Below are 13342 nucleotides of genomic sequence, written 5' to 3'. Positions count from 1 at the left end.
GAAAGAAGGCGCTCAGTGCGCGGCGGGGCGGATCGGCACCATTTCCCAGCGCAGCGCCTGCACATCGGGATGGGCATCCAGGGTGCCCACCATGGCGGCGAGCACGCGGCGGTGGGTGCTGTCGCTGTTGATGCCGATGACACAGCGGTTGTCGGGCGACCGGCGCAGGAAGCGCAGTTGCAGCCGCCCGTGCAGGGTGGCCTGCAGCCAGCGGTCGACGACGGTGGAGGTGCTGTCGCGCAGGGTCAGGCTCAGCCGGCAATAGGCACGGGCGGCGGCGCTCATGCGCGCTGCTCCAGCACCACCGGGCGCGACCACGGCTGCAGGTACAGGCGCTGGCTGCCGCCCACGCACAGCGGCTTCATGGCCTCGCGCAACGGTTGCGGCAGGTGGCGCAGGACGGTGATGCGCTCGTGCAGGGGCAGCAGCGACAGCGCATCGGCGATCACCCGCGGCGAGCCAAGCGCCAGCGCACGGGCAAACAGCGGGGCGCCGTGCTGCAGCAGCAGGCTGCGCAGCGCCACGATATCGCGCTCGCCGATCAGACGACGCAGGGTGATGTAGAGAATCTTGTGGTTCATCGGAAAGCCTCCGGGCAGACAACGCCCACGTGGCTTCCCGGCACTCAGTAGCGCGCGGGCCGCCGGCCGGGCGCCGGGGGGTAACAACAGAAGAAGAGGTGCAGCGGCGCGATGCGCCCGGCAGGGTCGGGATCCATGGCGAACTCCGGTGGGGTGAGGGGCGGTGCAGCGTGCTGAACCGGTGCGCAGATTGTCCGCCGATGGGCGCGGCAGGCCTAGATGACCTTGGGTTCGCGCGGATATACGTTGGTATAGGCAGGCCTCACCAGGCAGGGCGCTGGCCCAACGCCAACTGCAGCTCTGCTGACGCCAGGGCGAGGTCGGCGCGGGCCTGCAGGTAGGCCAGCTGGATCTCGTCGGTGCTGCGCTGTGCATCGAGCAGCTCCAGCAGCGAGGAGGCACCCTGTTGGTAAGACAACCGCATGCGTTCGACACTCTGCCGTGCATCGTCCAGCAGACCTTCTTGATAGCTGGCCAACGTGTCGCGGGCGGCGAGGTAGCGCTGGTGGAGGCTGCGGACGTCGGTGGCGGCGACCAGCTCGGCCTGGCGCAGGCCGAGCACGGCCTGGGTCTGCGCGGCGCTTGCCTGGACCAGATCGCCACGGTTGCGCCGCGATATCGGCAGCGGCACGCTCAGCGCTACGGTCAGTTCGCGCGAACGCGGCAGCGCGTCGGCCAGCTGCCCGTCGGCGTCCATCGCACCCGGGTAGCCGCGCGTGGTGGTCACGCCTACCGATACCGTCGGGTCGACCCAGCGGTTGGCACGGGTCAATGCGAGGGTGGCATCGGCGTGGGTGACCTCGGCCGCGGCAACGCGGACCTGGTCGTGTACCTGTAGCGCATCCGGCAGCAGCGCGCCGACATCCTCGGCGATGGCCGGTGCGGTGACCGCGCAGTCCAGCGTGGTCTCGCCGAACACCTCGCCCAGCGGGCGTCCCAAGGGCACCGCCAGGGCCAGCCGTGCGGTGTCGGCATCGGTATCGGCCTGGCGCAGTTCAAGCCGGTATTGGTCGCGCTCCAGTCGTGCACGCAGCAGGTCCACGCCACCGATATCGCCGGCGCGATGGCGCTCTGCCGTGGCGTCGGTGATCCGTTGCAGGGCCTGCAGGCTGTGCTGGCGCACGTGGCGGCTGTCACCGGTCCGGCAGGCCTCGGCAAAGGCATGGGCCGCCTCGCGGTACTGCGTGTGGCGCTCGGCGTCGCTACCGACCACGGCCAGCGCCAGTGCGCTGTTCGCTTCGCCGATGCGGGCGCGGCGCTTGCCGCCGGTTTCCACGGTCCAGCCCAGGGTCGGACCGTGTTGCCACGGCCGCGGCGCATCCCCGCGGATCTGTTCGCGGGTGCCCTCCCAGCTGAGTTCCGGATCGGGGCGCAGCCCGGCGATGCCGATGCCGGCCTCGGCGCCGATCACCTGCTGGCGCTGTGCGGCGAGGGCGAGGCTGTGTTGATCCACTGCCTGCAGATAGCCATCGAAGCCCAGCGGGGTGGCGTGGACACTGGTGGCGGCCAGCAGCAGCGGCAGGTACAGGCACCTGCTACGAAGAAGATTCAGGGTCATGGCGGTCCAGGGGCAGGTCAGGAAACGGGCGGCAGGCGATCGGCCTGGCGACGTCGGGCGCGGGCTTCGGCGCGTGATTCAATCCAGTGGTAGAGCGGCGGCAACAACAGCAGGGTCAGCGCGGTGGCGGTGACCAGGCCGAACACCACCACGGTGGCCAGGGGGCGCTGCACATCGCTGCCCAGGCCGTGTGCGAGCATTGCCGGGGTCAGCCCCAGCGCGGCCACGGTGGCGGTCATCAACACCGGCCGCATGCGACTCGCCGCACCTTCCAGCACGGCCTCGCGCAGCGGCCGGCCTTCATCACGGCGCAGGCGGTTGATCTGCGCCACCATCAACACCGCACCCAGCACCGCCACGCCGAACAGGGCGATGAAGCCCACCGCACTGGACACATTCAAGGTCATCCCGCGCAGGTGCAGCCCGGCCAGGCCGCCGATCATCGCCAGTGGCACCACGCCCAGCACCAGCAGCGGCTGGCGCAGGTTGCCGAACTCGGCGAACAGCAACAGCAGCATGATGGCCAGCGTCATCGGCAGGATCAGCATCAGCCGTGCTTCGGCGCGCTGAAGGTTTTCGAACTGCCCGCCCCATTCGATGCGGTAGGCGCGCGGATCGAAGCTGACCTCGCGCTGCAGGGCCTGGCGCGCTTCGGCGAGGAAGCCGGCGAGATCGCGGTCGCGGGTATTGAGCCGCACGATCACGTGACGCTCGCCGGACTCGCGCACGATCACGCTCTCCCCACTGGCGGTATCGATCTTCGCCACATCGGCGAGCACCAGCCGCGAACCATCGGCCGCGGTCAGCGGCAGGTTGGCAATGGCCTGCGGATCGGCGCGGTGGCTCTCGGCGAAGCGTACGGTCATGTCATAGCTGCGCTCGCCCAGGTAGATCTGCCCGATGGCGGCACCGCCAACACCGGTGGACACCAGCTGGGCGACCTGTTCGGCACTGACCCCATGCCGGGCGGCAGCGGCCCGGTCGAGCACGATACGCAGGTTGGGCAGCGGTGGCTCCACGTCCACCGCCACGTCGGCGGCACCGCGCAGGCCTTTCAGCGTGCGCACCACGTCGGCGGCAATGCGCCGGTCTTCGTCCAGGTCCGGGCCGAAGATCTTCACCACCAGGTCGCTGTGCGCGCCGGACAGTTTGTCCTGCACGCCATCGATCATCGGCTGCATGAAACCGACCTGATAGCCCGGCATCTGCGCATAGCGGGCGGCCATGCGCCGGATCAGTTCCTGCTTGCTGATGCCCGAGGCCCAGTCGCGGTAGGGATGCAGCCCCACGCTGGCTTCGATGTGCGAGGGCGTCCAGTAGTCGGTGCCGTCATCGTTGCGGCCGGTCTGGGTGACCATGTAGGACACCTCCGGGAACTCGCGGGTGACCCGGCGCAGTTCATCGGCCATCTCGCGGGCCTTGTCCAGGGTGATGCCCGGTGGCATCTGCACCTGCAGCCAGATCGAACCTTCATCCAGGTAGGGCAGGAAGTCGCGGCCGAGCGTGCCCGCCAATGCCGCCAGCACCAGCAGCGCACCGGCCACGGTCAGCCACATCCAGCGCACCGCGCCGGTGCCGCGTTCGAGCACGCGCGCATAGCCGCTACCGAGGCGTTCCAACAGCGGATTGTGGAACACCTTGCGGGGACGCCGGAACGCCAGCCAGGCCAGCGCCGGGGTCAGCATCAGCGCCACGGCCAGCGCGCCTACCAGCGCCGCGCCAATGGCGAAGGCCATGGGCGAGAACAGCTTGTACTCGATGCGTTCGAAGGCCAGCAGCGGCAGGTAGGCCGCGGCGATGACACTCATGCCGAAGAAGATCGGGCGCGCCACCTGCAGCGTCGCGCCGATCGCGTCGCGCGGGGTCAACGGCAGGTCCTGGCGGGCTTCGCGGCGGCGCAGGATGTTCTCCACCACCACCACGGCGCCGTCGACCAGGATGCCGAAGTCGATGGCCCCCAGCGACAGCAGGTTGGCCGGCACGTGGGCGTGGTGCATGAAGATGAAGGCCATCAGCAGCGCCAGCGGAATGGTGGCGGCTACGATCAGGGCGGCACGTGGGCTGCCCAGGAACAGCAGCAGCACCAGGCTGACCACCAGCAGACCTTCCAGCAGCGTTTTGCCGACGGTGTGGCTGGTCTGCGCGATGAGGGTGCTGCGGTCCAGGTACGGCACCAGTTTCACATCGCCGGGCAGCAGGTGCTGGTTGAGATCGGCCACCGCGGCATGGATGCCGGCCAGCGCCACCGAGGGATTGGTTTCCTTGAGCAGCAGCACGATGCCCGACACCGTGTCGGGAGTGTCATCCTTGCCGAGCACGCCACGCCGCTCGAGATGGCCCAGACTGAGCTGGCCCAGGTCCTTCACAAGTACCGGTGTGCCATCGGCACTTTTCACCGCAACGTTGCCGATGTCATCCAGCGACTGCAGCAGGCCGACCCCGCGGACCACGTAGGAGATCTCGCCACGGTCGATGACGCTGCCACCGCCACTGTGGTTGTTGGCATTGATCGCCGCGATCACCTCGTCCAGGCTGAGTCCGTAGGCGGCCAGCCGCACCGGGTCCAGCTCCAACTGGAACTGGGTGGTGAGGCCGCCGAAGTTGGTGACATCGGCCACGCCGGCCACTTTCTGCAGGCGCGGAATCACCGTCCAGGTCTGCAGTTCGGACAGTGCGCGCAGGTCACGCGTGTCGCTGTGCAGGGTGTAACGGTAGATCTCGCCGGTGGGCGAGGTGTACGGGTCCAGTCCCGGGGCCGCAGCGTGCGGCAGGGCAACGTCATTGAGCCGTTCCTGCAGGCGCTGCCGCGACCAGTAGCCATCCACGCCATCGTCGAACACCACGGTGATCAGCGACAGGCCGAACAGGCTGCGCGAACGCAGCACATGCATGCCCGGGGTACCGAGCAGGGCCCGTTCGAGTGGCACGGTGACCTGCTGTTCCATCTCTTCGGCGGCCAGGCCGGGCACCTGGGTGACGATCTGCGAGGTGGTGTCGGCGATGTCCGGATAGGCCTCCAGCGGCAGCTGTTTCCAGCTGTACAGGCCGTACAGCGCGGCCAGCGCGAACACCAGCCAGATCACGCCGCAGCGATGGAAACAGGCACTGACGAGACGATCAATCATGGAGCAGCGCTCCGTTCTCGACCACCACGCGTTCGTCGGCCTGCAACCCGGACACGATCTCCACGCGCTCGCCCAGCGCGGCGCCGACCTGCACGGTGCGCGGGACGAAGCGCTGGTCCGCGCGTTCCACATACACCCGTGTAGCCAGGCCGTCCTGCAGCAAGGCGCCGGTGGGTACGGTCAGCGCAGGTTCCGGGCGTCCGTCCAGCTGTACCTGTGCGTACATGCCCGGGCGCAGCCGGCCATCGCGATTGTCCATCAGCACACGGACCGGCGTGGCCCGGGTCTGCGCATCGAGCACATCGCCGATCTGCGCCACCTCGCCGTGCAGCACTTCGCCGGGCAGGGCGCTGAGGGTGATCCGCACCGGTTGGCCGACGAATACTTGGCCCAGCTGGCGCTCCGGCACCTGGGCGGTGAGCCGCACGCGCGACAGATCGGCCACCGTCATCAACGGCGCATTGATATCGTTCCAGTAGCCGCCCAGGGCGGCCTGCAGATCGATCACGCGGCCGTCGATCGGTGCGCGCAGCACGTACTCGCGCCCGGTGCCGCGCACGTCGACGATGCCCAGTTGGCGCAGCAGCGCGTCGGCGGCGCGTGCGTCGCTGGTGGCATCCTCCAGCGCCTGCTGGGCTTCCTCCAGGTCACGCCGCGCGCCGATCTCGGCGTCGAACAAGCGCTGGCTGCGCTGTTGCGCGCGCCGTGCCTGGGCCGCCGCGGAATGTGCCTTGGCGGCCTCGCTACGGGCGCTGGCCAGCTCGGCCGAGTCCAGCAACAGCAGCGGGTCGCCGCGTTTGACCGTGGCGCCGAGCGTGCGGTCGATGCGCAGCAGCCGTCCCGGCAACGGGGTGAGGATCTGCACCTGCTGTTCGGGAATGGCCTCGATCACGCCCGGTGCCTGCAGCGGCCGGCGGATTGGACGCGGTTGCAGGGTCTCGATGCGCAGGCGCTGGCGCAAGGGTGCATCGGCGGCCAGGGCGATGGCGCCATCGGACGCCGTTACGGCCGGGGTGGGGACGGGGGTGTCGTGACAGGCGGTCTGGCCGGTGCACAACAGCAGGGCGGAGGCGAGGCGGATCCAGCGGGACATGGGCAATCTCGGCAGGGCCGCAGACAGGGCAGGGCGGATGCGACGCGCAATGCGGCACATGCCGCAGCAGCGCTGCAGCAGCAGAAGGAGGGGGGCGGCAAAGCCAGTCCGCGGATTATCCGAACCCCACCGGGCACGGCCTAGAGGCGCGTGGGAAAGCCGGGGTATCCCCGGGTATAGGGGCACGGCGGACAGCCCGGCGTGGCGGGCGTCATCGCTACGCAACAAACGCGGCCTACCTTCGACAGTCGAACGCCGACGACGTGCGTGGCCTCCTCGCCGTGGCCCGCCGAACGGGCGCGCCCGGTCGCGCGCCGGGTCAGAGGCAGCGGTCGAGGATCACGTGTTCTACGTCAGGGGGCTGGATGGACACCGTGCGGTCATGCGCATTGCGCTGTGGGCAGTGGCATTGCTGGCGACCCTGCCTGCGGGTGCACAACCGGCCGCGCAGGAGCACGCGTTCGCACTGCCGGCACAACCGCTGGAACAGGCGCTGGAACAGTTCAGCGTCGACAGTGGCTGGTCGGTGATGTACCAGGCCGAGCTGGCACGCGGTCGCCGCAGTGCGCCGGCATTCGGCCGGATGCCGCCGTGGCAGGCCCTGCAGCGGCTGCTGGAGGGCACCGGCGTGAGTGCGGAAGTGTCCGGCCCGCAGCGGGCCGTGCTGCACCCGGGCGCGGCGGCAGCCGCACCGCCGTCGGCACACCTGCAGGGCCAGTTGCAGGCGCGGTTGCGCACGCTGTTCTGTGACGATGCCGCGATCGCGCCCGGCGACTACGCCGCACGGTTGCAGTTCAACGTGGATGCGCACGGCCAGGTACAGGCGGTGCAGTTGCAGCAGTCCAGTGGCGATACGCGGCGCGATGCGCGCCTGCTGCAGGTACTGGCGGCGTTGTCGCTGCCGGAAGCCGCCGGCCGCAGCGAACCGCTGGTGCTGCAGATCCAACCTACTTCCGGCCGCCCGCAGCAGGACTGCGGGCAGCCCTGATTCCGCATGCCGTTCAAGGACCAGGACATGAGCAACAGCACGATCAGCGCGATCGAACTGAAGGACTTTCTGCTGGAGGGCTATACCGAGCTGAAGCGGCGGCTGGTGCGTCGGCTGGGCTCGGAGTCGATGGCCGACGATGCGCTGCAGGACACCTGGATGCGGCTGAGCGCGCGTGCCGAGCGCCTGGAGCCAGTGCAGAACCCGGCGGCCTACCTGCTGCGCATGGCGATGAACACCGTGGTCGATCGCCAGCGTGCCGACCACCGCCTGCTCAGCCTGGACGAGATCGACAACCTGATCGAGCTGGCCGACCCGGCCCCGGGACCGGCCCAGGTGGCGCAGCAGCAGTGCGAGCTGGCCGAGATGGTGGCGTTGCTGCAGCGCATGCCCGAGCGCCGCCGCCGGATCCTGCTCGCCATCCGCGTGGAAGGACTGCAGCAGCGCGATGTCGCCGAACGGCTGGGGGTTTCGCTGCGGCTGGTGCAGCGTGAGCTCAAGGGTGCCCAGGAGTACCTGGCCGCGCGCAGCGGCGGGGCTGTGCGGTTCTGAGCGGTGTGATCCGTCTAGACTGTGAGCGCGCCCCGCAGCCCACCTTTCGTGGGCGGGCCGCCGAGACCCGATGACCTCCAGTGAACCCTCCCAGCGGGCGCTTGAAGCCAGCGAACGCCAGGCCCGCGAGTGGCTGGTGCGGCTGACCTCCGGCCGTGCCACGGCCAGCGACGCCGAACAGTTTCGCCAGTGGTGCGCGCAGAGCGAGCAGCACCGCGAGGCGTTCGCGCGGGCGCACCGGCAGTGGCAACAGGTGGCTGACGCCGGGCGTACGCTGGACACGCCGCCGCTGCAACGCACCGCCGCCGACCGGCAGCGGCTGTGGAGCCGGCGCGCATTCCTCGGTGCGGCCGTGGCCGCGCCGGCGGCCCTGGCGGTGGTGGCGGCGGTGCGGCCACCGCTGGACCTGTGGCCGTCCGTGCAGACCCTGGCGGCCGACTACCACACCGGCACCGGCGAGCGGCTGGAGGTGAGTCCGGCCGACAACCTGCAGGTGCAGCTGGATACCCGCACCGCACTGCGCCGCCGCGATGACAGCGCCGCCCGCACCCTGCTTGAGCTGATCCAGGGCCAGGCGGTGTTCAATCTGTCGACCGGGCGGCCGCTGGCCCTGTTTGCCGGCATCGGCTGCATCGTTGCCGACGCCGGCGAGGCGCGCCTGGATGTGCGCAACCTCGATCAGCAGGTACGGGTGGCCTGCCTGCACGGCAGCGTGCGCATCGAACACCCGCAAGGCCGGCTGCAGCTGCAGGCCGGGCAGATGAGCAGCTACGACGAGCGCATCAGCGGCGTGGTGGCCGACGCGGTGGACGTCAGCGCCTGGACCGAGGGCATGCTGGTGTTCCGCAATGCGCCGCTGTCGCAGGTGGTGGCCGAGATCAACCGCTACCGCCCGGGCCGGCTGCTGCTGCTCAATCCCCAACTGGAACGCGAGCCGGTCAGTGGCCGTTTCCGCATCGATGATCCCGATGCGGTGCTGACCCAGCTGCAACGCATCCTGCCACTGCGCCTGGACCGCTATCCCGGCCAGCTTGCGGTGCTGCGTTGATGGCCGCAGCGGCGGCGGACGGGCTGCGCCCGGAGCCGGTAAGTGTGCTGGAACTGCGCCGCAATCTGTCCGGCCTGCTGGAAACCACCCAACGGCGCCCGTTGATGGTGCACCGCTATGGCGCGCCCTGGGTGTGCATCTTGTCCGATGCGCAATGGACGCAGATGGCCGACCTGCTGCAGTTCGATCCGCAGGGACACCCGTTGGCGGCGCTGCGCGGCCTGCACCAGCAGTTCCTGGTGAGCACGGAAGCGGACGCCACGGCGCCCGGGCAGCGGCTGCTGATCCTGCAGGCGATCTATCGATTGCCGGACGTGGGTGCCTGGGTTGAACAGCTGCGCTACAACCGGCTGCTGGCGTGGTTCGCTGCCCCATTGGAGGGCCGTGGCCGCGCCCTGGATGCGGCGCAGTTGCGCGCGCAGCTGCTGCCACTGCTGGACCAACCCGATGCGTTGACGGCACTGCTGCAGTTTCTGCAGTACGAGGCCGTGATGGCGTTGCGGCTGGCCTGCGGCGGCGATGCGGCGCCCTTGTCGCAGGCCGATGTCATGCAGATGGCAGTGCGGTGACGTCGGGTGATTCCGCACGCGCGCGCACGCTTCGACGCATCCGGTTGTCGTGATCGGCATCTGCGCTCCGTCTAAGGGGACAAGCGTGCCATGTGCACGTGCCACCGCAGAGGGACGTGCATGGCCATGCAACCGCCAGTCACCATGCTGGAGTTGGACCGTCACCTGAGCCAGTCGCTGGAGCAGGCGCGGCAGCAGCCGGTTGGCGTGCTGCGCTATGGCCGGCCCTGGGTGTGGATCGTGCCCAGCGATGCCTGGTTCGACGCGGCCCGCTGGTCCGGCCTGGACCTGGGCGCGCATCCGCTGCACGACCTGCGCCGCCAGCTCGACCCGCTGTTGAAACGCTGGCGCGGGTTGCTGCGCAGCGACTGCCTGGCCGGCACCGAGCACGATGCCCGCGCCCAGGTGCGGGCGCTGCTGCTGGTGCACCTGCAGGGCTGGACGCACCCGCAGCGGGTGCTGGATGAGCTCAGTCAGAACATCGCACACCGTGCGTTCGTGGCGCGCAGCCAGGGCAGCTGGTCGCTGGCCGAGTGCGAGCAGCTGCTGCGGGTGCTAGCACAGCGTCGCGTGCAGCACGGCCTGCGCGCCTTGTGCCGCCGCCTGCCACTGGTGGCGCCCAGTCCGCCACCGATGCACCGCCCGCCGCCGCTCACGCCGCCGCGTGCAGATGACAGTCGGCCGCGTTCTCCACACCTTTTTTTATCGTTCTGACATACGCCCCCGCGACGATGGCCAGACACCTTCCCACTGCACTCCACGAGGGCCGCACCATGTCCCGCCTGCCGCGTTCGCCCCGTCACCAGGCACGGGGTTTCAGCCTGATCGAGATCATGGTGGTGGTGGTGATCATCGGTATCCTGGCCGCATTGATCGTGCCGCGACTGATGGACCGTCCCGACCAGGCGCGGGTGGTGGCGGCGCGCCAGGACCTCGGTGCGTTGATGCAGGCGTTGAAGCTGTACCGGCTGGACAACGGCCGCTACCCGGCCACCGAACAGGGCCTGCAGGCGCTGGTGACGCCGCCGGCCGGCAGCGCCGGCGGCCTGCCGGTCAGTCCCTACCTGGAGCGCCTGCCCAACGACCCTTGGGGCAAGCCCTACCAGTATCTGCAACCGGGCAAGCATGGCGAGGTGGATGTGTATTCGTTCGGCGCCGACGGCCAGGCCGGTGGCGAAGGGGTCAATGCGGACATCGGCAACTGGCAGCTGTGATGCACGCGCCAGGGACGGTGTGTGAAGCCGGCGTACCCCCGCGCAACCGCCATGGCCGGGCCATCGGTGCGGCGCGTGCACGGGGCATGGCGGTGATCGTGGCGATGCTGGTGGTGGCCATCGTGGCGGTGATCGCCACCGCGCTGTTGACCCGCCAAGCCAGTACGTTGCGGCTGCTGCGCGCCGAGCAGCTGCGGGCGCAAACGCGCATCGCCACCGACGTCGGGCTGCGCCAGGTCGAACAGCAGCTGCTGGCTGCCGCGCAGGACCCGTGGGTACGCGGCGGCGGCGCCTGGTCGCAGGCGGTCCAGGTGCACGCGCCGCTGCCTGTGCAGCTTCAGGTGGTGGATGCGCAGGGCCGCTTCAATCTTCGCAATCTGATCCTCGACGGCCATGTTGATCCGGCCCAACAGGCGGCATGGCAACGGCTGTGCCGGCAGCAGGCGGCCGCGGTGGTCTGCCAGCGCCTGGAATCCTCTCTTCTGCAGCGGCTGACCGCCGCCGGAGCGGCCGGCCCATTGCCGCTCGACGTGTTGGACCTGGCGCGGCTGGCCGGGCTGCCCGCCACTGCCGTGGCCGGACTCGACCGCCGCACCACGCTGCTGCCGCTACCGACTTGGCTCAATGCCAACACCGCCGATGCGCAGGTGCTGGGCGCGGTCGTTGCCGACGCCGATCCGGCACAGGTCGGGGCGTTGCTGGAAGCGCGTGCACAGGGCCAGTGGATCATCAACCGCGGCGATCTCGGCAACCGGTTGCGGCTGTCGATTGCCCAGACCAGCGTGCTCAACGTGGGTATCGGCAGTGAGTGGTTCCTGGTCCAGGGCCAGGTGGATGCCGATGGCGCCGCCGTGCCGGTGCGTGCGCTGATCTGGCGCGAGCAGCGTGATGATCTGGTCCGCGTGCAGCGGATCTGGACCAGGATCGGCGCATGAAGACCGAACTGCGTGTGCAGTTGCCGCCGCTTGAGGTGTTGTCCGACACCATGCCGCTGGCCTGGTCCTGCCGACAGCGCGGCCAGTGGCAACAGGGCCACGATACGCTGCGCGCGATGGCGGCCCGGTGGCCCGGTGCCAGCGTCCACGCCGCATTGGATCCGGTCGATGTGATTCTGCTGGAGCTGGCGCTGCCACCGCTGCGCGGCCGCCAGCTGCAAGCCGCCGTACACAATGAAGTGGAGCTGCTGGTCCTGGAGGACGCGCGCGAAGTGGTGATTGGCCACGGGGCGGTGGACCCGCTCGGCCAGGTGCCGGTGGCGTGGCTGGCGCAGGCTGACGGCAACCGCATTGCGGCGGCTTTCCATGCCGCCGGGCTGCGTCTGCACGGGGTGTATCCCACCCCGTTGCTGCTGCCGTTGCAGGCCGGCCACGCCACCCTGGCGTGTGCGGGCGACCACCTGCTGCTGCGCACCGCGCGTGGCCACGGCCATGTGCTGTGGCAGGGCGACCGACGCGGTGCCGTGCTGGAGGCGTTGCCCGCGCGGCTGGCCCGGCAGGGTATCGAGGCGGTGCACTGGATCGGCGCGGTGCCCGCGACGTGGCCTGCGGCGGTGCCGGCCGAAGCATTGGACAGCGCGACCCGCCTGCAGGGCGAATTGCCGGCGTGGTCACTGCCACTGCCCGATGCCGTGTCCGCGCCGCGCCGCGGCGTGGTGCCGATCCTGCTCGCCGCGGCGGTGATGGTGGCCGTGCTGGCCACCTGGTGGGATGGGCAGCGCTGGCAACAGCAGGCCAACCGCACGCAGGCGCAGATGCAGGCGCAGGTGAAGCAGCGCTTCCCGGCCATTGGCGAGGTGGTGGCCCCGGTGGCGCAGGCGCAACGCGCACTGCAGGCCGAAGCGCAGGTGCAGCCGCCGCGCGTGCCCGAGGTGCAGCAATGGAGCCAGCGCCTGCAGGCGGCGTTGCCCGAGCTGCAGGGCCAGGTACTGCGGATGGACTACCGCCCGGGCCAGCTGCAGTTGCAGCTGGACCCGGCTTTGCTGGCGCAGTTGGAAGATCCGGAACGGTTCGCCAGCTGGCAGCAGGCGGCAGCCGCACAAGGCCTGCAGGTGGCGCTGGCGCAGGGACGGCTGCGCGTCTCCGGCCACCCCGGCAGCGCCGGACCATGACGCGCACGCGGGGCGTTACCGCCGCTGAACTGCGCCGACGCTGGCAAGCGCTGGGCGCGCGCGACCGCGGGCTGCTGCTGTTCATGCTCGGCGCGCTGACCGCGTTCGCCTGCTGGCAATGGCTGTTGGCGCCAGCCTTGGCGGGCAGCGAGGCCGGGCGCGCCCGTGTACCGCCGCTGCAGGCGCAGGCCACGCAGCTGGACACACTGCTGGCGCGCACCGCGCCGCCGTCGCCGGCTGCACCGGCGCAGCTTCAGCAGCGCCTGCGGCAGGCCGGCATCACCGGGACACAGGCCGTGCTCGCGGACAGCCCGCACGGCTGGCGGCTGCAGGTGCAGGCCGTCGCAGCGGATGCGCTATGGACCGCCCTCGCGCCTGCACTGGCCGATCCGGCGGTGCAGGTTGAAACGATCGAACTGGAACGGGTAGGGGATCCGAACATGGCGGTGGCGCAGGTGTCAGGCAGGGTCGTGGTACGTGTGGCCGCCGGAGGTGGACGGTGAAGGC

14 protein-coding genes are annotated in these 13342 nt (G+C 70.1%); 9 read left to right on the top strand and 5 right to left on the bottom strand.

Translation table 11 applies throughout. The annotated features are described in order from the left end of the window. Positions 1–12: 12 nt before the first annotated feature. From AC3IPM_RS10470 to AC3IPM_RS10450, 5 genes are all read right to left on the bottom strand, one after another. Positions 13–285 (bottom strand): hypothetical protein, encoded by a 273-nt coding sequence (locus tag AC3IPM_RS10470; RefSeq protein ID WP_489299787.1) that lies wholly within the window; start codon positions 283–285, stop codon positions 13–15. Further along, positions 282–581, bottom strand: coding sequence for a hypothetical protein (locus AC3IPM_RS10465; RefSeq protein ID WP_489299786.1), 300 nt, complete (start codon positions 579–581; stop codon positions 282–284). The genes AC3IPM_RS10470 and AC3IPM_RS10465 overlap by 4 nt, the downstream gene beginning before the upstream one ends. 262 nt (positions 582–843) lie before the next feature. Further along, a complete protein-coding gene (locus AC3IPM_RS10460) occupies positions 844–2139 on the bottom strand; it encodes a TolC family protein (RefSeq protein WP_489299785.1) in 1296 nt (431 codons plus the stop codon). Positions 2140–2156: 17 nt separating this feature from the next. Beyond that, positions 2157–5264, bottom strand: coding sequence for an efflux RND transporter permease subunit (locus AC3IPM_RS10455; RefSeq protein WP_489299784.1), 3108 nt, complete (start codon positions 5262–5264; stop codon positions 2157–2159). Then, positions 5257–6357 (bottom strand): efflux RND transporter periplasmic adaptor subunit, encoded by a 1101-nt coding sequence (locus AC3IPM_RS10450; RefSeq protein ID WP_489299783.1) that lies wholly within the window; start codon positions 6355–6357, stop codon positions 5257–5259. Before AC3IPM_RS10450 ends, AC3IPM_RS10455 begins: the two co-directional genes overlap by 8 nt. A gap of 382 nt (positions 6358–6739) precedes the next feature. Between AC3IPM_RS10450 and AC3IPM_RS10445 the strand changes: the two genes are divergently transcribed. The 9 genes from AC3IPM_RS10445 (at position 6740) to AC3IPM_RS10405 (ending at position 13338) form a co-directional block, all read left to right on the top strand. Next, positions 6740–7345 carry an STN domain-containing protein gene (locus AC3IPM_RS10445; RefSeq protein WP_489299782.1) on the top strand — a complete coding sequence of 202 codons (606 nt, stop codon included), beginning with the start codon at positions 6740–6742 and terminating at the stop codon, positions 7343–7345. A 27-nt stretch (positions 7346–7372) separates the two neighbouring features. Further along, positions 7373–7897, top strand: a complete 525-nt coding sequence (locus AC3IPM_RS10440) for an RNA polymerase sigma factor (RefSeq protein ID WP_489304096.1) — start codon at positions 7373–7375, stop codon at positions 7895–7897. Positions 7898–7967: 70 nt separating this feature from the next. Beyond that, positions 7968–8945 (top strand): FecR family protein, encoded by a 978-nt coding sequence (locus tag AC3IPM_RS10435; RefSeq protein WP_489299781.1) that lies wholly within the window; start codon positions 7968–7970, stop codon positions 8943–8945. Then, positions 8945–9514, top strand: coding sequence for a hypothetical protein (locus AC3IPM_RS10430; protein WP_489299780.1), 570 nt, complete (start codon positions 8945–8947; stop codon positions 9512–9514). Before AC3IPM_RS10435 ends, AC3IPM_RS10430 begins: the two co-directional genes overlap by 1 nt. 126 nt (positions 9515–9640) lie before the next feature. Then, on the top strand, positions 9641–10228 hold the full coding sequence (locus tag AC3IPM_RS10425; RefSeq protein ID WP_489299779.1) for a hypothetical protein: 588 nt from the start codon (positions 9641–9643) through the stop codon (positions 10226–10228). A gap of 59 nt (positions 10229–10287) precedes the next feature. Continuing rightward, positions 10288–10728: a type II secretion system major pseudopilin GspG gene (gspG, locus tag AC3IPM_RS10420; protein WP_489299778.1), complete on the top strand. Its 441-nt coding sequence runs from the start codon at positions 10288–10290 to the stop codon at positions 10726–10728. After that, the gene (gspK, locus tag AC3IPM_RS10415; protein WP_489299777.1) at positions 10728–11663 is read left to right on the top strand and encodes a type II secretion system minor pseudopilin GspK; all 936 of its coding nucleotides are present in this window, start codon (positions 10728–10730) and stop codon (positions 11661–11663) included. The genes gspG and gspK overlap by 1 nt, the downstream gene beginning before the upstream one ends. After that, the gene (gspL, locus tag AC3IPM_RS10410) at positions 11660–12835 is read left to right on the top strand and encodes a type II secretion system protein GspL (protein WP_489299776.1); all 1176 of its coding nucleotides are present in this window, start codon (positions 11660–11662) and stop codon (positions 12833–12835) included. Before gspK ends, gspL begins: the two co-directional genes overlap by 4 nt. After that, on the top strand, positions 12832–13338 hold the full coding sequence (locus AC3IPM_RS10405) for a type II secretion system protein M (RefSeq protein ID WP_489299775.1): 507 nt from the start codon (positions 12832–12834) through the stop codon (positions 13336–13338). Before gspL ends, AC3IPM_RS10405 begins: the two co-directional genes overlap by 4 nt. Positions 13339–13342 lie beyond the last annotated feature (4 nt).

It is taken from the genome of Stenotrophomonas sp. GL_111, from assembly GCF_057835245.1.
Note: the sequence above shows the minus strand (reverse complement) of the source record. Positions and strands in the feature narration are given on the sequence as shown.